21 protein-coding genes and 3 pseudogenes are annotated in these 24100 nt (G+C 61.2%); 14 read left to right on the top strand and 10 right to left on the bottom strand.

Annotation, left to right across the window (positions count from 1 at the left end; translation table 11 throughout):
- Positions 1-45: 45 nt before the first annotated feature.
- Positions 46-861 (bottom strand): amino acid ABC transporter ATP-binding protein, encoded by an 816-nt coding sequence (locus tag J2T21_RS04470; RefSeq protein WP_307578907.1) that lies wholly within the window; start codon positions 859-861, stop codon positions 46-48.
- A complete protein-coding gene (locus J2T21_RS04465) occupies positions 858-1901 on the bottom strand; it encodes an amino acid ABC transporter permease (RefSeq protein ID WP_307578905.1) in 1044 nt (347 codons plus the stop codon). The genes J2T21_RS04470 and J2T21_RS04465 overlap by 4 nt, the downstream gene beginning before the upstream one ends.
- Before the next feature lie 304 nt (positions 1902-2205).
- On the opposite strand from J2T21_RS04465, the pseudogene J2T21_RS20830 reads away from it, so the two are divergent.
- The 3 genes and pseudogenes from J2T21_RS20830 to J2T21_RS04450 form a co-directional block, all read left to right on the top strand.
- Positions 2206-2289: pseudogene (locus J2T21_RS20830) on the top strand (hypothetical protein); the annotation flags it as partial.
- Positions 2290-2475: 186 nt separating this feature from the next.
- Entirely contained in the window at positions 2476-2841 is a 366-nt protein-coding gene (locus tag J2T21_RS04455) for a FadR/GntR family transcriptional regulator (RefSeq protein WP_307578902.1), read from the top strand.
- 128 nt (positions 2842-2969) lie between these two features.
- Positions 2970-4127: an NAD(P)/FAD-dependent oxidoreductase gene (locus tag J2T21_RS04450; protein WP_307578900.1), complete on the top strand. Its 1158-nt coding sequence runs from the start codon at positions 2970-2972 to the stop codon at positions 4125-4127.
- A gap of 655 nt (positions 4128-4782) precedes the next feature.
- Here the strand turns inward: J2T21_RS04450 and J2T21_RS04445 are convergent.
- The 4 genes and pseudogenes from J2T21_RS04445 to J2T21_RS04430 form a co-directional block, all read right to left on the bottom strand.
- On the bottom strand, positions 4783-6207 hold the full coding sequence (locus J2T21_RS04445; protein WP_307578898.1) for an IS481 family transposase: 1425 nt from the start codon (positions 6205-6207) through the stop codon (positions 4783-4785).
- A 198-nt stretch (positions 6208-6405) separates the two neighbouring features.
- Positions 6406-6911 (bottom strand): annotated as a pseudogene (locus J2T21_RS04440) (PDDEXK nuclease domain-containing protein).
- A 132-nt stretch (positions 6912-7043) separates the two neighbouring features.
- Entirely contained in the window at positions 7044-7271 is a 228-nt protein-coding gene (locus tag J2T21_RS04435; RefSeq protein ID WP_307578896.1) for a DUF1016 N-terminal domain-containing protein, read from the bottom strand.
- A gap of 355 nt (positions 7272-7626) precedes the next feature.
- Complete coding sequence (locus tag J2T21_RS04430) at positions 7627-7842, bottom strand: hypothetical protein (RefSeq protein WP_307578894.1); 216 nt, start codon at positions 7840-7842, stop codon at positions 7627-7629.
- Positions 7843-7898: 56 nt separating this feature from the next.
- On the opposite strand from J2T21_RS04430, the gene J2T21_RS04425 reads away from it, so the two are divergent.
- The 4 genes and pseudogenes from J2T21_RS04425 (at position 7899) to J2T21_RS04410 (ending at position 9860) form a co-directional block, all read left to right on the top strand.
- On the top strand, positions 7899-8024 hold the full coding sequence (locus tag J2T21_RS04425) for a hypothetical protein (RefSeq protein WP_307578892.1): 126 nt from the start codon (positions 7899-7901) through the stop codon (positions 8022-8024).
- Positions 8025-8085: 61 nt separating this feature from the next.
- Positions 8086-8328, top strand: coding sequence for a DNA-binding protein (locus J2T21_RS04420; RefSeq protein ID WP_307578890.1), 243 nt, complete (start codon positions 8086-8088; stop codon positions 8326-8328).
- Between the two features lie 238 nt (positions 8329-8566).
- Positions 8567-9220: pseudogene (locus J2T21_RS04415) on the top strand (Nramp family divalent metal transporter); the annotation flags it as partial.
- 58 nt (positions 9221-9278) lie between these two features.
- Positions 9279-9860, top strand: a complete 582-nt coding sequence (locus tag J2T21_RS04410; RefSeq protein ID WP_307578888.1) for a divalent metal cation transporter — start codon at positions 9279-9281, stop codon at positions 9858-9860.
- 213 nt (positions 9861-10073) lie between these two features.
- Here the strand turns inward: J2T21_RS04410 and J2T21_RS04405 are convergent, their stop codons facing one another.
- The 3 genes from J2T21_RS04405 to J2T21_RS04395 form a co-directional block, all read right to left on the bottom strand.
- On the bottom strand, positions 10074-11147 hold the full coding sequence (locus J2T21_RS04405) for an alkene reductase (protein WP_307578886.1): 1074 nt from the start codon (positions 11145-11147) through the stop codon (positions 10074-10076).
- A 168-nt stretch (positions 11148-11315) separates the two neighbouring features.
- A complete protein-coding gene (locus tag J2T21_RS04400) occupies positions 11316-12716 on the bottom strand; it encodes an MFS transporter (protein ID WP_307578884.1) in 1401 nt (466 codons plus the stop codon).
- A 100-nt stretch (positions 12717-12816) separates the two neighbouring features.
- Positions 12817-13278 carry a DUF6069 family protein gene (locus J2T21_RS04395; RefSeq protein ID WP_307578882.1) on the bottom strand — a complete coding sequence of 154 codons (462 nt, stop codon included), beginning with the start codon at positions 13276-13278 and terminating at the stop codon, positions 12817-12819.
- A gap of 268 nt (positions 13279-13546) precedes the next feature.
- Between J2T21_RS04395 and J2T21_RS04390 the strand changes: the two genes are divergently transcribed.
- Both J2T21_RS04390 and J2T21_RS04385 read left to right on the top strand, forming a co-directional pair.
- Entirely contained in the window at positions 13547-13921 is a 375-nt protein-coding gene (locus J2T21_RS04390; RefSeq protein WP_307578879.1) for a hypothetical protein, read from the top strand.
- Positions 13918-15072, top strand: coding sequence for a hypothetical protein (locus tag J2T21_RS04385; RefSeq protein ID WP_307578877.1), 1155 nt, complete (start codon positions 13918-13920; stop codon positions 15070-15072). Before J2T21_RS04390 ends, J2T21_RS04385 begins: the two co-directional genes overlap by 4 nt.
- A 296-nt stretch (positions 15073-15368) precedes the next feature.
- On the opposite strand, the gene J2T21_RS04380 is transcribed toward J2T21_RS04385, so the two are convergent.
- Positions 15369-15674 (bottom strand): IclR family transcriptional regulator domain-containing protein, encoded by a 306-nt coding sequence (locus J2T21_RS04380; RefSeq protein ID WP_373457890.1) that lies wholly within the window; start codon positions 15672-15674, stop codon positions 15369-15371.
- Between the two features lie 389 nt (positions 15675-16063).
- On the opposite strand from J2T21_RS04380, the gene J2T21_RS04375 reads away from it, so the two are divergent.
- The 5 genes from J2T21_RS04375 (at position 16064) to J2T21_RS04355 (ending at position 23936) form a co-directional block, all read left to right on the top strand.
- Positions 16064-17986: a hydantoinase/oxoprolinase family protein gene (locus tag J2T21_RS04375; protein WP_307578874.1), complete on the top strand. Its 1923-nt coding sequence runs from the start codon at positions 16064-16066 to the stop codon at positions 17984-17986.
- Positions 17987-18048: 62 nt separating this feature from the next.
- A complete protein-coding gene (locus J2T21_RS04370; protein ID WP_307578872.1) occupies positions 18049-18486 on the top strand; it encodes an acetone carboxylase subunit gamma in 438 nt (145 codons plus the stop codon).
- A 29-nt stretch (positions 18487-18515) separates the two neighbouring features.
- Positions 18516-20693 (top strand): hydantoinase/oxoprolinase family protein, encoded by a 2178-nt coding sequence (locus J2T21_RS04365; protein WP_307578869.1) that lies wholly within the window; start codon positions 18516-18518, stop codon positions 20691-20693.
- Positions 20694-20698: 5 nt separating this feature from the next.
- A complete protein-coding gene (locus J2T21_RS04360) occupies positions 20699-23014 on the top strand; it encodes a hydantoinase B/oxoprolinase family protein (protein WP_307578867.1) in 2316 nt (771 codons plus the stop codon).
- Between the two features lie 118 nt (positions 23015-23132).
- Positions 23133-23936, top strand: a complete 804-nt coding sequence (locus J2T21_RS04355) for a hypothetical protein (protein ID WP_307578865.1) — start codon at positions 23133-23135, stop codon at positions 23934-23936.
- The last annotated feature ends 164 nt before the right edge of the window (positions 23937-24100 follow it).

Genomic DNA, 24100 nt, shown 5'->3' with positions numbered 1-24100 from the left:
TCTCTTGCGAAAGTGCACGTAGTCCGCGCTTTGGAGCGCAAACAATCACTGCTTGGAAATCGAGGAGAAGAACGACCGCGCGCGTTCTGTTCGGGGATTGGTAAAAATAGTGGAGGCCAAGCCTCTTTCAACGATCTGCCCGTCGGCCATCATGATGACCTCGTCGGCGACGTCACGAGCAAACTTCATCTCATGCGTAACGATAATCATCGTGGATCCGCGTTCGGCCAACTCCTTCATCACGGCCAAGACTTCACCAACAAGCTCGGGATCCAACGCACTGGTGGGTTCATCAAAAAGCAGAATCTCAGGATCCATGGCCAGGGCCCGGGCAATGGCAACTCGTTGCTTCTGTCCACCCGAAAGCTCACTTGGATAGTTGGCTCCTTTGTTCTTGAGACCGACACTGTCCAGCAAGAGGGCTGCGCGCTCGGCGGCCTGGCGCTTATCGGTGCCGCGTACCAGTCGCGGACCCACCATGACGTTTTCTTGTGCTGTCAGGTTCGGAAAGAGATTGAATCCTTGGAACACCATGCCGAAATTAAGCACCTGCTGGCGTGCTTTGCGGGCGGATACCGGCACACGACGACGCCTCACCACTTCTTGGCCAATCATCTCGCCCTTGAAATAAATGGCGCCGCCGTCGATCGCTTCCAGCATATTGATGCTTCGAAGCAGCGTGCTTTTGCCGGAGCCCGACGGTCCCACGATGCAGGTAACCGATCCTGCTTGGACCGAAAGATTCACATCCTTCAGGGCATGAAAGCTACCAAAGTGTTTCTGGATTCCCACAAGTTCGAGGATTGGCCTCTGCAGCGTTTCCTCTGTTGGAATGCGGGTGGCAACCTGTGCCTGGTTCATCTTCCTTCTCCTCGCGAAGTCTGAGTCTCTGTTTGTTCATCCAGAACGACCATCTCTGTCGCCTGCTGTTCCACAGCGGGGCTGAGGCCAACCCGTCGGTTGAATCCGCGCCCGAAGCGTTTCTCGAGCCGCGCTTGTCCGTACATGGCAAGGCTAGTCAAGACGAGGTACCAAAGCACCGCGACCATGAGCAGTGGAATGGTCTTGAAGTTGCGTGAGTAGATCAGCTCAACTGTGGTCAGCAACTCAGCAAAACCGATGACCGACACCAACGACGTATTCTTGAACATCGTGATGAGCTCGTTGGCCATCGAGGGCGTGATGACGCGGATGATCTGAGGGCCGATGATCCGAAGGTAGGCATTGAACTGTGAAATCCCCAGAGCCTTGCAAGCTTCGAACTGCCCCGAGTCGATAGAAATTACGCCGGACCGGAGAACTTCCGCCGACTTTCCTCCCAAGTACAGGGAGAGCCCTAGGACCGCTGCTGTGAAGCGAGTGATGACTTGGTTAGTAGGCGTCTCGACTAGCGGTTCCAGGAACGGGAGTCCGATGCCCAAGGTTGGCACCAACGCACCAAGGAAAAAGATCATTAGCAAAATGACCAAGAGTGGTGTGGCACGAACGACCCAGATGTAAAGTCCGGCAGCGGTACGGAGTACCCAGAGATTCGAGAGCCTCGCCCAGACGGCCATGATGCCGAAGATCAAACCAAGAACACAGGAAAAGATAGTCAGCAAGATCGTATTGCCAAGGCCGATCATGATTTGTTGGCTGAACATATAGGAAAAGACCGTGTCCCAGTGCCAGTTACGGTTGAAGACGAAGAACTCTAGGGCTAGGACTACCACATAGATAGCCAAGATGTAGCTGATCCAACGTGCTGTGCTCGCTCGTTTCCCAATGGGAAGGGCGGCGGAGGCTCGCGACTCATCGGTGACGAGATTGCTGTCAGAATCAGTGATGGAGACTTGCATGCTAGCTCCCGAAAATGGAAATTGGACGGAAAAAATACTGGACACAAGGAGCGCGGTGCTCATGATTTGGGGCTCGAATATTCGTTGCAACGTCACTCACCAATGACGAGTATCTCGACAATGGTTGTAACCATTAGATACAATCTACGTGTGAGGCAGACCACTGTCAAGCATTAATTCTTCGCATTACATGACGCCTCATGCCATATGCTGAGAACTATGAGAGGCTACAGTCAATTACTTTGATTATGCTTAATAGCGACCAGACATCCGCTGCTTAGAAGGCCACAGAGGGAAGGTTCGAACCATTTCATTCCAATTCGCCCAGACATCACGCGCCACCGAAGTCGCCAAAGAAATCGAGCGGTTGATTCGCGGACGAAATTTGAGGCCCGGAGATCACATCGCCACTAAAGCCGAGCTTCAAGGACACTTTGGCGCAGCCCGAGCAACGATCAACGAAGCCATCAAGCTCTTGTTGGACCGCGGCCGGATCACTGTGAAGCCCGGGCCCAAAGGCGGGGTTTTCGCCGCCCAGATCAATCTGGATCGAGAGCTTGATCGGTTCTTGGTGGCAGTTGGCGAAGAGCCTGACAGCGTAGCCGATGCCGTAGCTGTTCGCGACCACCTCGAGTCAATGATCCTGGAGGAGGCGGCAAAGTTTCGCACCGAAGCGGACCTGAAAGACGTCCGCCGACTCCTCAAACTCCTAGAAGACGCTTGCGGCGACGAAGTCTCGTTCCTGAATATTGGGATCGAGTTTCACCGCCGGATCGGCAGGATATCCAAAAACCAGATTCTGACCAGCACGTACTGCGGACTTCTCGATTTCATCGAGTCACGGGTAGCACGTCTGACTTGGCCCGAAAACACGGAAATGTCGATCTACCACCATAAACGGGTGCGCCTCCACGCTAACATCCTGAATATCCTAGAGGCCCAAGACGTCTCGAAGATTCCCGCCATAGTAAAAGAGCATCACTCCCAGGTTCAGCGAAGGTAGACGTCCGAGACCAAAACGAAGAGATTCCTTTTGGTCTCCATAAATTTTCCACTCCAGCGCCGCAGAACGGTTCCTATTCTCAACCCCGGGACAGCCGTATAACCAACAGATCCAAGGATGGTCACAGAATGAAGATAGCTGTAGTCGGTGCCGGAATAGTCGGAGTCTCCATAGCCGCCGAGTTGGCATCCCGCGGAGCCGAAGTGGTCCTTTTGGACCGAAACCCTGCTGGCAGCGGTACTTCCTCCACGTCATTTGCCTGGGTGAATTCGAACAACAAACACCCAGACGCGTATTACGAATTGAACCTAGCCGGCATGCATGCGCACCACAAACTCGCAGCCAGTGACGGCGAATGGTTCCACCCCACCGGCCATGTTGAGCTGGCCGTCGATTCGGAGCACCGTAAGGAACTTCAGCAGCGGCTGAAGCGTCTGGCCAGTCTTGGCTATATCACCGAGCTTCCTGATGTGAAACAAACGATTCAACTGATTCCCGACCTACTGCTGCCCGGTGGAGAGTCAACGACGGCATTTTACCCCCTCGAGGCACACATTGACCCTGTCTGCTACGTTGAAAAGAGACTGGAAGGGGCTGTATCACTCGGAGTCACGTTCTTGTCACCCGTTGAAGTGCAATCTTTGGAACCGCAAGATGGGGGCTGTCTACTCGGCTTGGACGACGGCAATTCGATGTTGGTCGACCGGGTTGTCAGCGCCACCGGCCGGTGGACCAATGAGATTGCACGTCTGGCTGGACTCCCACCGTTCATGCTCGAATTCCAGGGTCCCGGCGACCCCACGATGGGATACTTAGCAGTGACGAATCCCCTGCCGTTGTCCTTGAGTCGCGTGCTCACAAGTCCACGACTGAATGTCCGTCCAGCCCCGGGTGGTCGACTTATTCTTCAGGCGCTGGACCTCGACGCTACTGCGGAAGTTGGTCGTCAACCGGCAGCGGACTCTTCGTTGGCGCAGGAATACATTTATCGACTTCGTGAGATTCTGGGTCACACATCAGGCGCAAGGATCGACGAAATCCAAGTAGCCCGGCGCGCAATCCCGCGCGATGGACTGAGTATCATTGGCGCTCCAGTGGACAAGCCGTGGCTCTATCTCGTCGCGACGCATAGCGGCGTGACACTCGCGCCCTTCCTGGGGGAGCGAGTCGCCGCTGAAATATTCGGCAACACCGAGCCACTATTTGATTCGTTTCGTCCCGACCGTCTGCTGCGCCCATCGAAGGTGGCGACCTTTGCCGCTCCACGGCGCCCGGGCGAGCAATGAACTCCTCTCACTTAGGCAATCACCGAGTGCCTGCATTCTTCCCTGGACGGTCAAGTCCCGTGAAGTGGTGACCAAGCAGAAGACGACCACGAAGGTGTGGTCGAAGGAGCAGACCAAGGTGTTAAAGCAGACGTTGACTGTGAAGAAGTAGTAGCGGTTCTTTTTGGAGGGTTCCGGCAGGGAAACCTGGCCGGCACCCTTTTCTTAGTCGGAGCCATGTTTAGAACGTCTGGGCTGCGGGGATTGCGCATGAGATTCACTTGAACCTATCCGCCGATAACAGCACTTCTGGAATCCCTGTTTTCTGTCGATTTCAGGACTCACCAGTGTTGGAAGCCCTCGGCACCTCCCTGCCCGCAGGTTGGACCGGTTCCGCTATATTCCTGCTGAGCCAAGGCATTCGCCCAAGTCCAACCTGGGCGGGATGAATCCCTCGTCAATCTGAACCGTTTGGATTCGTGAGTGGCTGGCCTGCCAAGTCGTCACGCGTCGGGCAGATTCTCCGGTTCGTGTTCGAGCGCCGCTGTTTAGCCGAGGCTTTCGGTAGCAGGTGTGGGGCGATCGGGTGTGTAACCTCGCAACATCGTGGACACCAAACCTCACCACTTCGTGGGCAGGTAGTCTCACGGCTTCGTGCACAGCTACCGGCAGTGGTTCAACGGATGAAGACCTCCGGGTAGTCCACTTCCCGCCGGTCAAATTGGGCTTTGAGTTCTGCGTGTTTCCGTTCCCAGTGTTTGGTGGGATGCGACATCTGGACGCCCCGGATGGCGTACGAAGATATGTACCGGCCCCTCACATTGAGGGCGCGCAGGGGCAGCGGGAACGAGAACACAATCAGGCCCGTGCGCGGGTCGGCCAGGCTGAACTCGTCCACGGTGAGCCTGCGGTAGAACTGCCGATCGGCATACGTTGATGGCAGCTTCACGTGGTAACCGTGATAATAGACCAGGCGGTTGGCGCCGGTGACTTCCACGATCGACTGGTCACCGTCCCGTTCCACGGCTTCCTCCAGGATGGTTTCGCCGGTCTTTGAAACCGTCAGGCGGGAACGGTCAAGGTCCCGTGCCTGAGCGTTCCGCAGCTGCCGGTACTCCGACGCCTTCGCCTCGAGCACCACCAGCGGGATGGGGCTGGTCGCGGGTGTGTGTTCCAGCAGTTCCCACGCGGCGGCCGGGGTCACCTGCCCCAGGGCCTGGTGGGGGCGGCGCTTGTTGTAATGCTCGCGAAAGGTGTTGATCCGTCCCTGCAGCTGGTCCAAGGAGGCCGGCTGGTTGGCATCCAGGAAACGGATCAGTGTCTGGTGCGAGCGCTCGTTCTTGCCTTGCGTGGTCGGTCTTCCGGGCAGCCCGCTGATGGGCATGGTTCCGTGAGAGGCAAGGAATGTCTCCACGGGTCCGACCACGCCGCGGCGCAGCTGGTTGAAGGCCAGGGAGTTGTCCGAGAGGACCTCGCCCGGGGCGCCGTGCCGGTGGATCGCCTGTTGCAGGACGTGCTTGGCATCCGCGCTGTTCTCGTGGCGTGCGTAGGCCAAGGTCCCCACGTCGTAGCGCGTGGCATCGTCGATGAGCTGGTAGACCGTTTTGGTCTTCCCGCTGTGCAGCCGGTATTCGAAGGCGTCGAGCTGCCACAGGGACATGGCGGTGGACCGCACGAAGGGGACGTAGGAGGATTTGGGGCGTTTCCTGGGCGACGCGTCGACCTGCCCGACGCTGGCGAGCAACCGGGCGATGGTTGCCACCGAGGGCACCTTGCCGCCGGGGAAGCCGTCCTGGAGGGCTGCCTCGTAGTGGATCGAGCGCGGACCGTAGTCCCACCCGTCCGTTTTGAGCCGCTTGCGGATCTTGACCAGCTCGTTGATGACCTCGGGGCCGTAGCGCCTGGAAGGGTGCTTCGGGGCACGGGATCGGGGATGCAGGGCGGCCGTGGATTCGCTGGCTGCGCGGGCGCGGATCTTGTAGAACACGCTGCGCGAGACCTTGACCGATCGGCAGAACTCGGTCACGTTCAAGGCGTGCGGCTGGGACGGATCGTAGTTGATGATCGCGGCTCGGGTCTGAGGTGAAAGGGCGTTTGTCATGGCACCTAGCCTGTCAGCGCCGCCTGCCAGCACAGTGTGCACGATGTGTTGAGACATCGTGTCTCCGATGTCATGAGATCGTGTGTCCACGATGTTTTGAGACAGGACACACGAAGCCGTGAGACTACCTGCCCACGAAGTGGTGAGGTTTGGTGTCCACGATGTTGCGAGGTTACACACCGCATCAACCCGCAACCGCTACCGGAACGTCCCACACCTGCTATCAAAAGCCTCCTCCATACACGCCGCAGTGATGGCATCCGGGGACGGCAGGGTCGCCTTCTCAGCGATCGGAAGCGCCTCGTATGTGTAGGAAGACACGGCCAACGGATTAGTTGACCCATCCAAGGCATAGCGCACGGTGCGGTCGTTCTTGGACCCACACACCAGGATCCCGACGGTCGGGGCCTGCCGGGGCAGCCGCAGCATGTCATCGACGGCGGCGACGTAGAAATTCAGATGCCCCAGGTGCTCGGGCTTGAATTTGCCGGCCTTCAGCTCCACCACCACGTAGCGGTCCGACGGCACGTGGTACAGCAGCAATCCACGAAGAAGTCCTCCCCGTCGACATCGAGGTGGTACTGGCGGCCGACGAACGCGAAACCCGGACCGAACTCGGCCAGGGTCTGGGACAGGCGCAGCGTCATGGTCTCCTCCACGGCATGTTCCCGGGCATCTTCGGTGAGCCTCAGGAAGTCCAGCACCAAGGGGTCCTTGGCAACCTCCCGCGCCAGGTCGGTCCCTTCGCCCGGCAACCGTGCCTCGAGGTTGTTCGGGGCCGCACCGGTGCGAGTGTGCAGGGACGTGAGAATTTGGTGTTCCAGGACGGCCACCGATCACCCATGCTGCAGGGCCAGGGAGGCATACCAGTGACGCAGTTCTTGGTCATCGACATTGTTCAGCAGCGCGACGTTGTGGCTCCAACTCAATTGTCCAGACGGTGTCTGGACAATTGGTTCTTCCCCGCTCCAGGCCGCGACGAAGGCGCGCATGTTATACAGATTGGTCCGGGAGAATCCTTTCATGTGCGGAAATTCTGCACGCAAATCGCGGGCAGTCCTCACCAGGACGTTACTCCCCCAGGGTTGGATACGCTGCCGCTCGAGGATGGTGTGGCCGATGTGTTCCAGTACAGCTCGATCATGGCGGTGTTCGCGACGCGCTGGGCCCGGTGTTGGGCTTCCCGCACGAGATCTTTCAGGGTGGCCAGGGCGGCGGAATAGTCGACGGGAAGGTCAGGTTCGAGCTGGGTCTTGGTTCAACCCTAGTTCCAGTCATCGATGCTCTGTCGTCAATTGTCCAGACACTGTCTGGACAATTGACGACAGGGGAGTTTGGCGCCATCGGTTACCGCTATATCCACTCGCAACTGATCCATGTCGATCACGGCCACGCCCTGTGGTTGCTGTGCAGGAATCCTCAGGATTCGTGCAGTGGGTGCTCTCGCGTGAGGTCCTCGAACCAGCGGTCCTGCGCGGCGTCGTTGTCCCGGTCCAAGGCCTCGAGCTGCTGCATCAGGGCAGCATGACGGGGTGTGCCCGGAGGTGCGGAGACGATCTGCCGTTTCAGATCAAGACGCAGCCCGTGGAGCTCTTGCTCCCGGTCACGGTCACGGTCCCGCGAGATTTCTTCCATGCCCCTGGGGCCATCCTCCACGCCACGGCCGTCTTCCAGCTTCGGGGTTCCCGCCGGTGACGTGGTACTTCCCCCGGTTCCTGCCGCAGTTCGGCCAGCACGGCGTCCGCACCAAGGCGGTCCGGCGCCTGGGCGAACTCGGCGGGACACCCAACGCCGGAATGACGGCCAAGCCCGCGTGAGGGGTAAACAAACAAACAGACAAATAGTCGTCATATTTTTACTACCTAGGATGTGATTGCGATGGTCGGTTCGCCAATGGACCGTGCGGCGGCGGCAATTGACGCAATGGAGTCGGAGAACGCCAAGGTGACGGTCACTGCGGTGCGTTCACGCGCCGGCGTCTCCATGGAAACCGCCCGCTCCGCCGTGGAGGCGTGGCGCGCGCAGCGTTCGCGCCCGGTGGTCGCGGTGACCGAGGCAGCACAGCAGGCGTTCTTCCGATTGTGGGCCGTAGCCGTGACCGAGGCCCGGCACACCGCATAGCTCGAGGCATCCCAGACCACCCTCGAGGCGGCACGGGCAGAGGCCGTGGAGGCCGGTGCGTTGGTCGATGCCGAGACCGTGCGCGTCGAACGTGCCACGGCACGCGACGCGTTGAACCCCTAGCCAACAAGCCTGCGGGGTGGCAGCCAGGCCTGCCACCCCGCCCGCCATCCCTGTACTCTCTCCACTTAGGTCAATGATGACCACCGATATGCTGCAGTAGAAGGAGGACTCGCACATGAGCGAGCCGCACAAGACCGTCGCCTCCCCGCATGCCCACCACGGACGGACGGTTACGCACGAAGTCAGTAGCCCTGCTCCGGGCAAGCGCCGGGGCTTCCTCGGGTACCTCGCCCTCATGGGTCCTGCCTTCGTTGTCGGAGCATGGCAGTTCGGCCCCGGCAACCTCACGACTGCGGTGCAGGCGGGCAGCGGCCACGGCTACACCCTGCTCTGGGTCATCGCGGTCTCCACGACCCTAATGATCTTCTTCACCGACATGAGCGTCCTACTGGGCATCGCCACCCCCACGTCTCTGATCACCTCCATCAAGGATCATCTGGGCCCATCGGTCGGCGTCTTGGCAGGCATCGGCGTCTTTGGCATCATCCTCATGTTCTCCGTCGGCAACGCAGTTGGTTCCGGGCTTGGCGTTTTCATGGTCTTCGGGGGCTCCCCCGTCCTGTGGCCCATCGTGTGCACCGCCGCGGTCGGCATCGTGCTGGCATTCCGCAATGTCTACGGAATCGTGGAGAAAGCGCTGCTGGTGATCGTCGTGCTCATGGGCATCACCTTCATCGCGAGCATCCTGGTTGCCCAACCCGACTGGTACCGGGCCATGGAGGGGATGGTTCCACAGCTTCCGGCCGGAAGCGAGATCCTCGTGGTGGCATTGGTCGGAACCAACTTTTCCATCAACGCGGCCTTCTACACCTCCTACGGCATCAAGGATGCACCGTCGCACCCGTGCCGATTACCGCGACATCACCCTCGTCGACACTGTTCCCGGCATCGTCGCCCCGGGCATCATGACGGCGCTGGTCATCATGGTGGCAGCGGCCGTGCTCGGCAAGACGGGCGCCGAAGCCGGAACCATCAACGCGCTGGCTGCGGTATTCGAACCCCTGGCCGGACCCGTTGGATCGCTGGTCTTCGCACTCGGACTTTCCGGGGCAGCGTTCTCCTCGATGATCGCCAATGCCACGGCCGGGGGCACCATGTTCTCGGATGCCCTTGGACGTGGGGCAAAGGCAGGGTCACCCACCGCAAGAATCGTCACGGGAATCATCCTGGCCTTCGGATTGGCCATCACCCTTTCGTTCCAGGCTTCACCCGTCGGCCTGATCGTCATCGCCCAGTCCCTGACCGTTTTGATAGCCCCGTTCCTCGGTGTCCTGATTGTCATCATGGCCAACAAGACCTCCATCATGGGGGACCTGCGCAACAAGTGGTGGCAGAACTTGTTCGCCGCAATCGGGCTGATTGCCATCGTCGCGTCTTCCCTGCGGCTCATCACGGTGCTGCTCAAGTAGCGCCTCTCTGCAAGAGACCAATTCGTTGTGGCTCCCTCTCGGTCCGAGAGGGAGCCACAACGCTTTCAAGCTCGCCGGGCTGTCCCGACGTCTGACCGCGCTTCACTCCGGTGGTGGGCACCGGCGAGCACCGCACAGCTCAGGTCCTCATGAACCTTTCGATGTTGCGGACGCTGCCACCGAGGGTTCCCAACTTGCCCGGATTCCCGTGGGTTAGTTCTCCCAGAACGGGTAGTCGGTGTACCCGGCGGCACCCTCGGTGTAGAAGGTGGACGCATCGGGTTCGTTCAGCGGGAGGCCCTCCTGCCAGCGGCGCACCAAATCGGGGTTGGCGATCGCCGGGCGTCCCACCACCACGGCATCTCCCCAGCTATTGGCGGCAACTGCGGCCGCATCGTCGTAGGTGGTGACGGACTGGAAGCCGGTGTTCAGCAGGACCGGGCCATTGAAGCGCGAGCGCAGGTCTTGCACGAGTGCACCTGCGGGGTCCGCATGCAGGATGCTCAACGCGGCCAAACCCAAGGGCGCAATCCCGTCGATCAGCGCCGCATAGGTGGCGGCTACATCCACCGGGTCGGTTTCCAACGCACCCTGCACGTTGTGCTCCGGGGAAATGCGCAACCCCGTCCTGCCGGCCCCGATCTCCTTGGCCACGGCGGTGGCCACCTCAACGACGAAGCGCGCACGGTTTTCCGGGGAGCCGCCGTAGGCGTCGGTGCGGGCGTTCGCGCTGGGTGCCACGAACTCGTGCAGCAGGTAGCCGTTGGCTCCGTGCAGTTCCACGCCGTCGAACCCGGCGGCGATGGCATTGCGGGATCCGTTCACGAACTCCTCGACGATGCCCGGCAGCTCGTCGGTCCCCAGGGCGTGCGGGACCGGGTAGGCGTGCTTTCCCGTATATGTCCGGGTGACCCCGTCCACGGCGATGGCGCTCGGGGCCACGACGTGGGGCTGCACGGTGGTCTCGGTGTGGGTGACCCGGCCGGCGTGCATCACCTGGGCGACGATGAGTCCGCCCTCCGCGTGGACCGCATCGGTGACGCGCTTCCATCCGGCGACCTGTTCCCCGGTGACCAGTCCCGGCTGGCGGACGAACCCCTGGCCGGTGAAGCTGGGATACACGCCCTCGGATACGATCAGGCCCATCGAGGCGCGCTGGCGGTAGTACTCGACGACATCGTCGTTCGGCACGCCGTCCACGCGCGAGCGGGAGCGGGTCAGCGGCGCCATGATGAGGCGGTTGGGCAGTTCGAGGTCACCGAGGGTGAGCGGGGAAAACAGGTCCATGGGGCAGTACTCCAAACGTTGGGGTGGGCTGCCTGGTGCAACCGGTCCCGCAGCATGGCTATTCCTGCATTGCCCCCGGGTGAGGTGAAACACCGACACTCCGGAATGGGTCAGGGCAGGAATCACGCCGCCCGGCACCCGTTCAGCGGTAATGCCCAAGGGTGTCCGCTACTGCTGAGGCGCGCTCTCCGGCGCGGTGGCATAGGCGACCGACAGCCGCCGGTAGGACCGCGTGGCCAGCGCGGCAAGGCCCAGCACGATCGAGGCGATCCCCGAGACCAGGAAAACCAGCGCGATCCCACGGGCGTCCCCTTCCCCCAGCAACCAGCCCCAGCCCTGCTTCCCGGGTTCGGAATCCATGTAGGGAATGATCCAGAACTCGGCCAGCGGCGCGATCATGAACGCGGTGATCGGTGCGGCTGCGGCTTCGAAGGTCATCGCGAAGCCAAAGACCCTGCCCTGCACCGCGTAGGGCACCACCTTCTGGATCACCGTCTGCTCCGCTGCCTCCACCGCGGGGATCAGCATCATGTAGACCCAGATTCCCACGGCGTACAGCCACCACCATTCGCGGATCGTGAAGCTCGCGCCCAGCACCCCGGTACAGGCGACCAGGATGAGCATGGTGCGGATCGGGTTCTTGCCCAGGCCGAACTTGGCCACCAGTCCGCCGCCGATCAGGAACCCGGTGGCGGTCACCCCGAGCACCACGCCCCAGATCTCCACCGGGAAGATCGTCAGGCCGTAGGGATCCATGAGCGCCATGAACACCCCGCCGGTAAGGTTGTTGAAGGTGGTGAACAGGATCAGCGCGAACAGGCCCTGGGTGGCACGCACCGCGGAGATCCCGGCGCGTAGCTCGGCAAAGCTCTCGCGTTCGGCTGCCCGCACGATCTTCGGTTCCGGGATCCGCAGGAACAGCAGGTGCGCGAGCACCACCAGGCATGCTGACAACGAGATGATGATCGTTCCGCCCATGCCCAGGAACCCGATCGCCAGGCCGCTGAAGACACTTGTGATCATGAATGCCAGGCCCTGCACGGTGCCCACCAGTCCGTTGGCGTTGGCCCGGCGCTCCGCCGGCACCAGCAGGGTCACGGTGGTGGACAAGGCAATGTTGCGCAGCTGTTCGACCACCGCACCGATGAGCACCACCAGGGCAAAGAGCCAGAACCAGATCCCGGACAGGCTCAGCATCTCGGACTCGGGAACCAGCAGGAACATCGTTCCCGCCACCGCAAAGCAGGCCACGGTGAACAGGGTGGAGCCCACCATCACCGCATGTTTGCGGTACCTGTCCACCAGCACCCCGAAGAACAGGCCGAAGAAGGCGACCAGCAGCATATAGGTCCCGCCAATGAGCCCGGTGGCCAGCACCGACCGCGTCTCTAGGTACACCCAGAAGGTCAGCGCGAACCAGAGGAAGCTGGTGACCACATTGGCCAGGGCCGTATTGACCAGCACATGCAGGAAGGTGCGGTGCCCCGATTTCGAAGGCACCGCTGTGCCGGCTGCTTGTTGCCTGTCGGTCGTTTCGATGTCCGCGGAGGACGGATCTTCCTGCGACATGTTCCAAGCCTAAAACCTGGCATCGCCCTTCGATAGGCGGGCGAACCAGAGATTTAGTTCCATCCGAGGAACCAGCGCCACCCCTGCGCCACGAGGAAGACTATGTGCTAACCAATGCGTTCCGGCTTGCCGCGGCCTCTTCGTTGTATTTCTTATTCGAGTTGTTCACCGCAAGGTACCAGGATGCACCTACGACCAAGTGGATGACTGCCAGCCCGATACCGCTGGGCAGGTCAGCGGCGTACAGGATCGCGTTGGCAATCGAAAGCACGGCGACGGCCACACCGATCCACTGCGCGATCTTGCAAAATCCCGGCCTTGACCTGCCAATCAGGAAGGTGAGGAACCCGAGGATGGCGAACGGCAAGACAATGTAGCCCACAATCTCACCGAAGGTCAGGTGCGTGAACAGGCCGCCATTGAAATACATGGAAGCGCCAGCTGCCTCGCTGACGAAATAGACAAAGATGCTCGTGATCACGGCCCCGAAGGTCGCAATGAGAACCTGAACATAGTTGAACGGCATCTTGAACTTCTTGTTCGGCTGCACCTGAGCAGTCATGGCTGACCATCTCCTCGACACTACGTCTGTATGCCCTTCTATTTTCACTGTACGCCCGATTGGGCACGTTGGGTTCGGAAGCCCCGGATGGGAAAATCCAATGCAGATTGTGGGCTCAGTTTGGGCAGCTGGGTGTGGTTTGTCCCGATATCCCGCACCAGGTTTGAAGGCAAGTTTTCGCTGGATCTCCGGATCCACAAATCCGCTGAAGTCCGACAACATTGCGTGGAGGTCCATACCGACAGTCAGGGCCGATACTCTGGTTGCCATGAATCAAGATCATTCGAGGTCTTCCTCGCTGTTGTCCGGCCGTTGGCGAATCACCGAGATGGACGCATGGGATGCCGAGGCCATCGACTTGGTCCAACCGGGATATATCCAATTTTCCGGGGATCGCCAGGGAGAGTTCGGTTTCATCGTCGTGCGCGGCTGGATGGATTGCCGCCCGTTCCAGCGGGACGGCCAAGCTGGCGTCGAGTTTTCCTGGGCCGGCGATGACGATGGAGATGAAGCCGGCGGACGGGGCTGGGCGGTCCTGTTCGACGACGAGACCCTCCAGGGGCACATCTTCTTCCACATGGGCATGGACTCGGCGTTCGTGGCCAAGCCCTACGGGGACGCCGGCGGGGAAGAATGGCAATGAGCGAGTACCAGTACTACGAGTTCCTCGCCCTTGACCGACCCCTGACCCGTGACGAGCAAAATGACGTCAGATCGTTGTCCACCCGGGCGCGGATCACGGCTACCTGTTTCACCAACGAATACGAGTGGGGCAATTTCCGCGGCAACCCGGACAAGCTGATGGAACGTTACTATGACGCCCACCTGTATGTGTCCAGCTGGGGCACGCGCAGGGTGATGTTCCGTCTGCCGCGCACGCTGCTGGATCCCGCAACTGCCGGAGCGTATTGCCGTGATGACCAGGCAGTCTCCCGGACTGCGGGTGAGTTCACCGTGCTCGACTTCACCAGCGAGGATGAAGTAGGCGAGTACGACTACGACGACGACGGCTCGGGACAGCTGTCGTCCCTTGTCGGAATCCGTGCCGAACTAGCAGCGGGAGACCTTCGCCCGCTCTACCTCGGCTGGCTGGCTTCCCGCAGCATGTGGGATCTCGACCCGGAAATGGTCGAAGACGAACTTGAACCGCCGGTTCCGCCCGGCCTGGGAAATCTGAGCTCGGCACAACGGTCGCTGGCCGATTTCCTCCGCGTCGACGAGGACCTCCTCGAAACCGCGGCTCGGACTTCATCGACCGTAAAGACCGCCCGCAAAGACCTTCGGGCGCTGAGCACCTGGGTGGAAAACCTTTCGGAAACAGGGAAGAACCTCTATTTGCTGCGCATCTTGCAGGGCGAGGCAACCGGGGTGGCTGCCGAGTTACTACGGTTGTACCAGGACGATTCCGCCCCGGAAGCCCCCGCCCCAAGCCGCAGGACCGTCGCCGCCCTGTTCGAGATGACCGCGCAAGTGCGCCGGGAACGAACGCGACGCAGGGCCGCGGAACGCGCCGAGACCGAAGCACGTCGGGAGCAAGAGCAAGCAAAGCTGCGCGAAGGGCGGCTCAATGCGCTGGCATCGACCGGGGATGCCGCATGGTCCCGCGTGGATGCGCTGATCGCCACCCGCAAGCCAACCGACTATGGCGCCGCCGCCACACTGCTCACCGATTTGCACGCGATCGCAGAACGACAAGGAGGGCTTGAAGTATTCAAGACGCGCATCTTTGACTTGCGGCATGAGCATGCCCGCAAGGTCAGCTTGATTGAACGCCTTGACCGGGCCGGTCTCTGAGGAAATGTTGTTTCGATAGGTTGAACTTGCACCGCAGTCCCACTGTCGGTCACATCATTCAGGACCAAGGGACGCTCATCGTGAGTGGTCCGGCTGCATGCCCGCTTCAACCACATCTGATTCGCCACCGGCAATCCCACGTACCAGAAATGTGCGTCGCCGGACCAAGGGTCCTCCTACCTACCTTCACCTGCCTTGGCCGGGCTTGCACCTTCCGGGAAGCTCCATGGAAGACAACTAACGCTCCTCACGACAGCCGTGGTTTCTGATGGGGTCGAAAGTGAAAACGCAGAACATCACCGAACATGTTGCGACTTTTCGCCGCGCAACTCCTTGCTCAGCTCGTGGGCGTGGTGAAGAAGCAGCCGTCCCAGCTCGGGGCGGCGCTCGGGCGAGAATCGCGATTCCACGCCCGTCAGGCTCAGCGCCCACGCCGGCTGGCCGGCGGCGTCGAAGACCGCCGCGCCCATTCCCCAGCTTCCCTCCACGATCAGCGCGGGATTCTCTGCCCAGCCGCGCTCCCGAGTTTCGGCGATTCGCCGGCGCAATTGGTCGGGACCACGGTCCTTCCCTTGAGGTACATTTCGGGACCCGATAGCCACAAACCCTCCCGGCTGTCCTGGGCGCAAAAAACCTTTCAGAAGTCAGCGCAGCTGCCTCACCCAGCAGCGAAAGGCGATAATCATCTCCGGGCGGCTGGCCGGCATAGCGAACAGTAATCGTCATGCCCTTTCATCTCGCCGACCAAGCATGCCCACGCTTGGACGGGACCATCGCCGGAACATCTCGTCGACCGTTAGCCTACGCTTCCACTGCCACACCACCCGCGTTGTTCCACCCGGGTGGGTAGCTCAATCCACCCATCTGGGGCTTGGGCCCACCCCTAAAGACCACCCCTGCGGGTAGTAGCGGTCCACCCCGACCTGCAGTGCAGACTGATCAAACACAACCGCATATGACTCACATCACATGCCAGGCTTTGGGAGACTCCATGGAACGTTTGATCAACATTGACAACGGTGGCACCCTGACCGACATCGTCGTCGGCAGCGGCACCGATTTCACCTTCACGAAGACGCTGACAACCCCGGCCGACCTGTCCCAGTGTCTCTTCGATGGCCTGGCCAAGGCCTCGACCACCATCTACGGGCAGGAAGACCTTCCGTCCTTGCTCCACTCCACGCGCCACATCCGCTATTCATCGACCCAGGGCACCAACGCCTTGGTCCAGGGCAAGGGCCCACGCATCGGCCTGATCACCGACGACCCCAATCTCATGGCTGAGTTGCGCAAAGGTCCCGAAGAAATCAGGCTCTTTGACGACCTGATCGGGGAACGGGTGAGCTTGCTTCCCGTGGACGGCGACGAGGAATCCCGCGCCCGGTTGTTGGTTACCGAGATCAACCGCCTCACCACGGCCGGCGCTGAACGCCTGGTCGTTGCCGCAGTGGACCCTGACCGCGAAAAGCTCTACAAGCGTGCGATGTTGAAGAACTTCCCCCGGCATCTGCTCGGATCGGTCCCGGTGCTCTTCTCCTGGGAATTCACCTCCGACACCTTGCGCAGCCGCCGGATCTGGTCTGGAATCATCAATTCCTTCCTCCACCCCACCGTCGAACGTTTCCTCTACAGCGCCGAGCACCGGCTGCGCTCCTACAAGGTCAAGAACCCACTGCTGATCTACCGCAACGACGGGGCCTCCTCCCGCGTGGCCAAGTCGGTGGCACTGAAGACCTACTCCTCGGGCCCGCGCGGCGGACTTGAAGGAACCCGGGCCCTGGCAGATGCCTACGGGCTCAAGCACGTGCTGATGATCGACGTGGGTGGGACCACCACGGACGTCGGATCGGTACTGAACTCGGAAATCTCCACGGACCGCCGCGGAAGCGTGAAGGGTGTGCCCATTTCCTACGAGATGAGCAACGTCCACTCCAAGGGCATCGGCGGAAGCTCTGTCATCGCCGTGCAGAACGGCGAGATCACCGTTGGCCCCGACAGCGTGGGCGCGGCACCCGGGCCGGCTTGTTTCGGGTTCGGCGGCCGCCAGGCAACCATCACCGACGTCAACCTGCTGCTGGGTGTGCTCGATCCCGCCACCTACCTCAATGGGGAAATGAAGCTGGATGCCGGGCGCGCCAGGGCGGTCATCACCTCGACCGTTGCCGAGCCCTTGGGCATCAGCCTCGACGAGGCCCTGATTCGCATGGAGCGGACCTACGCCGAGCAGATGGCTTCGGCATTCTCCGGCGCGATCCAGGACGCGGACACGACGACAGTTGCCGCGTTCGGTGGCGGCGGACCGATGAGCGCATGCCTCGCGGCCCGGATCGCGGGAGTCCGCCACGTGCTGATCCCGCGCCTCGCTGCGGTGTTCTCAGCCTTCGGGATCAGTTTCTCGGATATCTCACAAACCTATGAAACCGACATCACCGGGGCATCCGCCGCACAGATCGATGAGGCAAGGCTGGAGATGGAGGGACGCGCGGCCCGTGACATGTTCCAGGAGGGACACACAATCACTGAATGCGGCCTTGACTGGACGCTTGTCATTGAAAACGCAGATGGTTCCATGGCCAAGGATTCGCCATTCGACGAAACCTCAACCCCGCAGATATCGGACGACCAGAAGGCATTGCTCTCACTGAAATGCACGTTTGCCCTCCCACACCCGACGCTGCCGAGCAACCACAAACAGTCAAAGAGCGAGGCGGTGGCTGAGGGAACCCGCTCGGTCCGGTCCTCGGCCGATTCGGTTGAGCAGATCCCGGTGTACCAGCTCGAGGAGCAGGCTCCCGGAGCGACAGCTGCGGGGCCGGCCATCGTGGAGGGACCGTTCTTCACGGCCCGGGTTCCTGCCGGTTGGGTCCTCGACATTTCCGCCGCAGGCGACCTGCTGCTTTCCGACTCGCAGTAGGCCACTGATCATTCCCTTCCCTTCGCCTTTGAACCACCAAGACAGAAAGCCAGGCATCGACCATGCGCGTCCCCATGACGGAATACCTCTACATCGATCTTTCCACCGAGCAGTGGGTGTGCCGCCCGTGCGGCCACAACCTCGGTGACGCCCGCGGCAGCTACAAGGAAGGCACCCTTGTTTTCGACCGCGATCCCCGGGAGATCCACCCCCCGATCATCGACCCGGAGAAGTACGAGTTCACGTTTTCCCCGGATCCCGCCTACTGCCGCATCCTCGAATACTGCTGCCCAAAGTGCGGCACGCAGATGGAGACCGAGTATCTTCCGCCTGGCCACCCGCCGACAATCGACATGATCTGGGACATCGATGCACTGCGTACGCAGTGGGAGGAACGCGGGGAAGACCCCGAACTCGTTGTCGACTACGGTCCGGGCGAAAACGCCGTCACCGACATGCGCTCGACGCACGAGGGCCACCACAACCATTCGCATCGCTAAGCCAGAATTCCAAAAGGAGCAAACAGGACATGAAACGCATTTCTGTTGACATCGGTGGCACGTTCAGTGACTGCTTTTTCGTCTGGGACGACATCTATGTCGAGTCAAAGGCCCTGACCACCCACCACAACCTTGCCCTGGGCTTCAATGAAGCCTTGGACCTGGCATGCTCTCGAGCCGGAGTCAGCCGCCAGCAGGCCCTGAAGGAAGTCGACTCCGTACGCTACGCGACCACGTTGGGAACCAACGCCTTGATCGAAGGTGTTGGACCCCGTGTCGGGGTCTTGGTCACCCACGGCTTCGAGGACACCATCCACCTTTCCCGCGGACGCGGCTACGGTGAAGGCCTCGACCCCCTGAAGCAGGGCGACATGGCCGACGCACAACGCCCTGAACCACTTGTCCCTCGCCACCTGGTGCGTTCCGTCAAGGAACGCGTCGATTCCATCGGCACCGTGCTGGTCCCCTTGATGTACGAAGATGTACGCCAGCAGGTCCGCGAGCTGGTCGACAACGGGGCCGAAGCCATCGTCGTGGCATTGACCAACGCCACCGAGAACTCCGAGCACGAGGAAAGAATCCTGGAGATCATCCTCGAGGAATACCCGGCCCATGAGCTGGGATCGATCCCGGTGTTGCTCAGCAGCCAGGTCTCCGGGCGCAAGGGAGAATACATCCGAGCGATGTCGACGGTGGTGGACGCGTTCCTTCACGAAACCATGTTCCACGCGTTGAACCAGCTCTCCAGCAACCTGCGCGAATCGGGCTACGACAAGCCCATGCTGGTGATCCACAACTCCGGCGGCATGGCCCAGCCGAACTCCACCGATGCGCTGCAGACCATCCACTCGGGTCCCATCGCCGGCGTCGGAGGTGCGCAGCACCTCTCGGAAACCACGGGGCTGGGCAACGTGGTCTCCATGGACATGGGCGGGACCTCCTTCGACATCGGACTGGTTCCCGAAGGCGGCATCAAGCACTACGACTTCCAGCCGACCATTGGCCGCTGGATGGTCTCGGCTCCCATGATCCACCTGAACACCCTGGGTGCCGGAGGCGGTTCCATCGCTTCCTATGACCGCATCCACGGGGCCATCAAGATCGGTCCCGAATCCGCTGGTTCCGACCCGGGACCTGCCTGCTACGACCGCGGAGGCCTGCGGCCCACCGTGACCGACGCCGACCTGGTGCTGGGATATCTCGACCCGGAGAACTACGCCAACGGCTACATCCCGCTGAACAAGAAGCGAGCAGCCTATGCGATCGAGGAAGCCTTCTCCGACGAGCTGGATCTTGAAGCAATCCAGGTCGCCAAGATCATCAAGCGCACGGTCGACGAGGAAATGGCCATCGGCATCGAGAAGGAACTGCGCACCCGCGGCGGCTTGGTCGAGGACTACACCATGCTGGCCTACGGCGGCAACGGCCCGTTGCATGCCTGCGGAATCGCGTCCCGTGCCGGCATCAGCAAGATCCTCTTCCCACCCTTTGCCTCAGTGTTCTCCGCCCTGGGCGCGGGGAACATGAAGCCGCTGCACATCCACGAACGCAGTGCCTACATCGTGCTCTACGACGCCCTGGAACGCAGTCTTTACACCGAGTATGACGCAATCAACGGCTACATCGAGGAGCTCGAGAAGAAGGGCGCCGAAGACTTGGTTCGCCAGGGGTATGACCGTGACTCGGTCAAGTACCGCCTGGAGATGGACATGCGCTACGGCAACCAGCTGGTGACCACTGCAGTGGCCTTCGACATCAACCGCGTCAACGGCACCGGGGACGTGCTGCACCTGATCAAGACATTCGCCGACATCTTCGGCGACCGCTATGGCGAAGGCACCCAAGCACCCGAGGCCGGGGTACGCGTGCAAACGGTCCGGGTCGCCTCCTACGTCGAAGGGGATGTAGTCCAGTTCGAATCACTCGAATCCAACGGCACCCGTCGCATCGAACCGGTGGCCGTCGCCGAACGAACCATCCACTTCACCGATGAGGAGGATCCGGTAAATACGCCGATCTACGACACCAGCTCGCTCAAGAGCCACTACGTGATCAACGGCCCGGCACTGGTCACCACGGAGAGCACCACCTACCTCGTGGAACCCGGGTGGCGCCTTGAGCCAACCCCGCAGGGCGCGGTCTGGCTGCTCAATGACCTCACCAATACAACCGACGTGACCACCAATCTTCAATTCCAGGGAGTTTGAGAGCAATGACGCTGACAACCAATGACACCGGAAACGCGCAAGGGATCCTGAGCACACAGGAACAGCAGTGGGTCGACAAATTCATGGACGAGACCACGCTGTTCCTGGGCCCCGACCCGGAGATCATGCGCAGCCACCAAATCCACGAACGCACCGCCTACGAAGACGAATGCATCGCCAAGGGCGTCAGCCCGCTTGAAACGGACCGGATCCGCAAGCGCCTGGCCGGTTCCCTGGACGAGGCCTTCGAAATGTGCGAGAGCATGGGCGCTGCTCCCGGCGCCAAGTGGGCCGACCTTTCGGTGGCCGTGTACACAGCGGAAGGGGATGTGACCTACCTGTCCAACCGCGGCGTGATCGCCTTCTCCGCGGTCCTGCACCACCCGATCCGCTACATCATGAAGAACTGGAAGGACGAGCCGACCGTGGGCATCAATCCGGGTGACGGATTCTTCCACAACGACTCGCGTTACGGCATGGTGCACAACACCGACCAGTCAATGCTCGTGCCCGTGATGCGCGATGGCCAGATCATTGCCTGGGTAGGGGCCACCATCCACGAGGGCGAGAACGGCGCCTGCGAACCCGGCGGCATGCCCTCGGGTTCGGAGACCCCCTTCGATGACGGATTGCGTGCTTCCCCCATCAAGATCGTGGAGGGCGGTCATCTCCGCCGCGACCTGTTGACCTTCCTCCAGCATTCCACCCGTGACCCGAAACTGATGCTTGCGGACATCAAGGTAAAGATGGGCGCCGTCCGCCGGGTCATCGAGTCCGTGGACCGGATCATCGAGGAGGTGGGCCAGGAGGCATTCGTGGCGGCGCTGCGAGTCACCGTGGAAAATGTCGAGGCCGAGGTGCGCCGCCGCATCAAGGAACTGCCCGACGGAACGGTCACCTTCAACCAGTTCATGGATTCCACGTTGAAGGAGAACATCCTTATCAAGTTCGCCTGCAAGATCACGGTCAAGGGAGACCGGCTGATCGTCGATTTGACGGGCACCGGCCCGGAGATCCTCAATCGGGCCATCAACTCCCCGCTGGGATCCACCAAGGCCTTCATGACCCAGGCGATCCTCTCCTATTGGTGGCCCGACCTGCCGCGAAGCACCGGCGCGCTGTCCCCCATCGAGGTGATCTCCGAGGAGCATTCGTGGGCAGATGCCGGCTACGACGCACCTGTGGGACAGTCCTTGCAGGGCTCGTTCCGGGGCTTCTCGGCGCTGCAGACCGCATATGCCAAGTTGCAGTTCTCCGCCCCCAAGAAGTACTCGAATGTGATTGCCCCTTGGTTCAACCAGATCAATGATTTCCTGTGGGGCGGCACCACCCAGCATGGTGAGCAGGTGGGCAACCTGTGTGCCGACCTGAACGGGATGGGCGGCGGGGCAAAGGCCTTCCGTGACGGCGAAGACGCGGTGGCCCCCTTGTTCTGTGCCATGGCCGACATCGCCGAACAGGAGGTCATGGAGGAAGAAGTTCCATTCCTGCAGCTGGTGTCCAAGCGGCTGGTGCGCGACAACCAGGGCTTCGGAAAGTACCGCGGCGGCATGGGATACGAGATGATCGTTGCCTCCCGCGGCACTCCCAACTGGGGATTCATGACCGTGACCTCCGGATCCAAGTTCTCCTCGATCACCGGAATGTTTGGTGGCTACGGCTGCCCGGCGTACCCGCTGTCGATCGTCAAGGGAATCAACATCTACGACATCATCCGCAAGGATCCCTCGCAGTTCGACTTGTCGATCGAACGCATCATGAACGAGCAGCCCTACGAGGGCGGCTCCTACCAGAGCGCCCACATGGGTCTGCAATTCGATGTAGCCAAGGAGGGAGAGCTGTACATGATCTCCCAGGGCTCTGGCGGAGGCTACGGCGACGTCCTGGAACGCGACCCTGAGCTGGTGGCGGCCGACCTGCAGCTCGACAGGATTTCCGCCCAGGTTGCCACGGACCTGTACGCAGTGGTCTGGAACCCGGAGACCTTCGTTGTCGATGTGCAAGCCACGGAGGCAGCGCGGGTCGAGGCCCGCAAGCGCCGCATCGCCCGCGGCACGCCGTTCAGGGAGTTCATCAAGGAGTTTGTCACGGAGGAACCACCGGCGGATCTGCTCTACTACGGCTCGTGGGGCCAGGACAACGATGAAGAAGTCTTCGCCACCCACTGGGGCGGGCAGGAACCACAGCGGGTAAAGGGGAAGCTCAGCGAGATCCCACTGGTCATGATCCCGGACCGCCGCGTGCTGAAGATCGAAGCCCAGAACAAGAGGATTCGCGAGCTTGAGGCGAAGTACGGGGAAACCGTGGTCCACAAGTCCTGATCCTCGCTTCATCGGTGAAGTGGTGCCTTTCCGCCCCCGGCCACGGCCGCGGCGGAAGGCACCATTTCCCGTCACCCAAACATCCAGCAAGGCCCCAGCAAGGAAAGGAGCAAATACCGTGAATCTGGCAAATGTCATCGCCGAGCCGCAATCCGGCCGGAAGCATGCAGTGATTCTTGACCACCTCGATTACTCCCAGGCGGTGATACTGCAAAACCGTCCGATCCCGTGGGAGGATCCCATGGCCTACGCCAACTTCATGGGGCAGGCGCAGGGGCTGCTCAAGCCGGATGCAGCTTTGCTTCACCTCGACCGGTTCTATGGGCACCGAACAGCAACCAGCCAATCCCTGCAAGACGACATGTCGGCCAGAAGCCGGACGGGCTTTGCGCTGCGGACCATGTTGGCTGATGCACAAACCCTTGGGATCGTCATGGACATCGCCAAGACGTTTTCGCAGACACAACGGGAGGCCGTGGTGTTGCATGTCCCGTCGCCCATGGCCTGGTTGGCCACCACACATGCTTTCTCCGGGAAGGACGACGCCGCGGACCTGGATGCCGACGATGCGGAGAACGCCTCGATGTACGTCGCCGATTGGTTGCGGAATTTCTCGGCACTTCCGATTGCCGGGGTCTTGCTCGACGACCGGACGCCTGTGGGAGTCTCGCAGCTTCCCGCGGTGGGACTCGAGGTCTACACCCCCATCATCAATGTGGCCGAAAACTATCGTTGGACCTTGGGGATCCGGTCGGAGGATTCCGTCGCGTTCAGGGAGCCGGAGACCGATGGCCAGGTGTTGGGCGACGGATTCTGGAGCACGGTCTCCTCGCCGCTTCCCGCCACTGGATTCTATTTTTCCCAACTGCCTGCCACGGCGGTGCCGGAAGATGTCATCACCCTCATGGCGGGTTTCAAGTAAGGATTTCCCAGTCTCAGGCTGGGGTGTCGTTCGGTGCGGAGCTCGTGGTGCCGGGCGGATGACTTGCTTGGTGGCACAAGCAAGGCAGGGCCCCACGGGCACGACACATTACGGATTCTCCCACCCGCAAACTGGTAGCATGATCTAAGTCACATTACATATGT

This window comes from Paeniglutamicibacter psychrophenolicus, assembly GCF_030812255.1.
Taxonomy (GTDB): domain Bacteria; phylum Actinomycetota; class Actinomycetes; order Actinomycetales; family Micrococcaceae; genus Paeniglutamicibacter; species Paeniglutamicibacter psychrophenolicus_A.
The sequence above is the reverse complement of the archived record's forward strand: the minus strand, read 5'-3'. Positions and strand labels throughout refer to the sequence as shown.

Bases quoted from the DNA above. Each gene is read 5' to 3' on its own strand.
- J2T21_RS04365 (WP_307578869.1), top strand. From the start codon at position 18,516: ATGAAACGCATTTCTGTTGACATCGGTGGCACGTTCAGTGACTGCTTT.
- J2T21_RS04410 (WP_307578888.1), top strand. From the start codon at position 9,279: ATGCACCGTCGCACCCGTGCCGATTACCGCGACATCACCCTCGTCGAC.
- J2T21_RS04455 (WP_307578902.1), top strand. From the start codon at position 2,476: ATGATCCTGGAGGAGGCGGCAAAGTTTCGCACCGAAGCGGACCTGAAA.
- J2T21_RS04445 (WP_307578898.1), bottom strand. From the start codon at position 6,207: ATGACAAACGCCCTTTCACCTCAGACCCGAGCCGCGATCATCAACTAC.
- J2T21_RS04465 (WP_307578905.1), bottom strand. From the start codon at position 1,901: ATGAGCACCGCGCTCCTTGTGTCCAGTATTTTTTCCGTCCAATTTCCA.
- J2T21_RS04360 (WP_307578867.1), top strand. From the start codon at position 20,699: ATGACGCTGACAACCAATGACACCGGAAACGCGCAAGGGATCCTGAGC.
- J2T21_RS04375 (WP_307578874.1), top strand. From the start codon at position 16,064: ATGGAACGTTTGATCAACATTGACAACGGTGGCACCCTGACCGACATC.
- J2T21_RS04385 (WP_307578877.1), top strand. From the start codon at position 13,918: ATGAGCGAGTACCAGTACTACGAGTTCCTCGCCCTTGACCGACCCCTG.
- J2T21_RS04405 (WP_307578886.1), bottom strand. From the start codon at position 11,147: ATGGACCTGTTTTCCCCGCTCACCCTCGGTGACCTCGAACTGCCCAAC.
- J2T21_RS04420 (WP_307578890.1), top strand. From the start codon at position 8,086: ATGGTCGGTTCGCCAATGGACCGTGCGGCGGCGGCAATTGACGCAATG.
- J2T21_RS04390 (WP_307578879.1), top strand. From the start codon at position 13,547: ATGAATCAAGATCATTCGAGGTCTTCCTCGCTGTTGTCCGGCCGTTGG.
- J2T21_RS04470 (WP_307578907.1), bottom strand. From the start codon at position 861: ATGAACCAGGCACAGGTTGCCACCCGCATTCCAACAGAGGAAACGCTG.
- J2T21_RS04395 (WP_307578882.1), bottom strand. From the start codon at position 13,278: ATGACTGCTCAGGTGCAGCCGAACAAGAAGTTCAAGATGCCGTTCAAC.
- J2T21_RS04430 (WP_307578894.1), bottom strand. From the start codon at position 7,842: ATGGAAGAAATCTCGCGGGACCGTGACCGTGACCGGGAGCAAGAGCTC.
- J2T21_RS04400 (WP_307578884.1), bottom strand. From the start codon at position 12,716: ATGTCGCAGGAAGATCCGTCCTCCGCGGACATCGAAACGACCGACAGG.
- J2T21_RS04450 (WP_307578900.1), top strand. From the start codon at position 2,970: ATGAAGATAGCTGTAGTCGGTGCCGGAATAGTCGGAGTCTCCATAGCC.
- J2T21_RS04370 (WP_307578872.1), top strand. From the start codon at position 18,049: ATGCGCGTCCCCATGACGGAATACCTCTACATCGATCTTTCCACCGAG.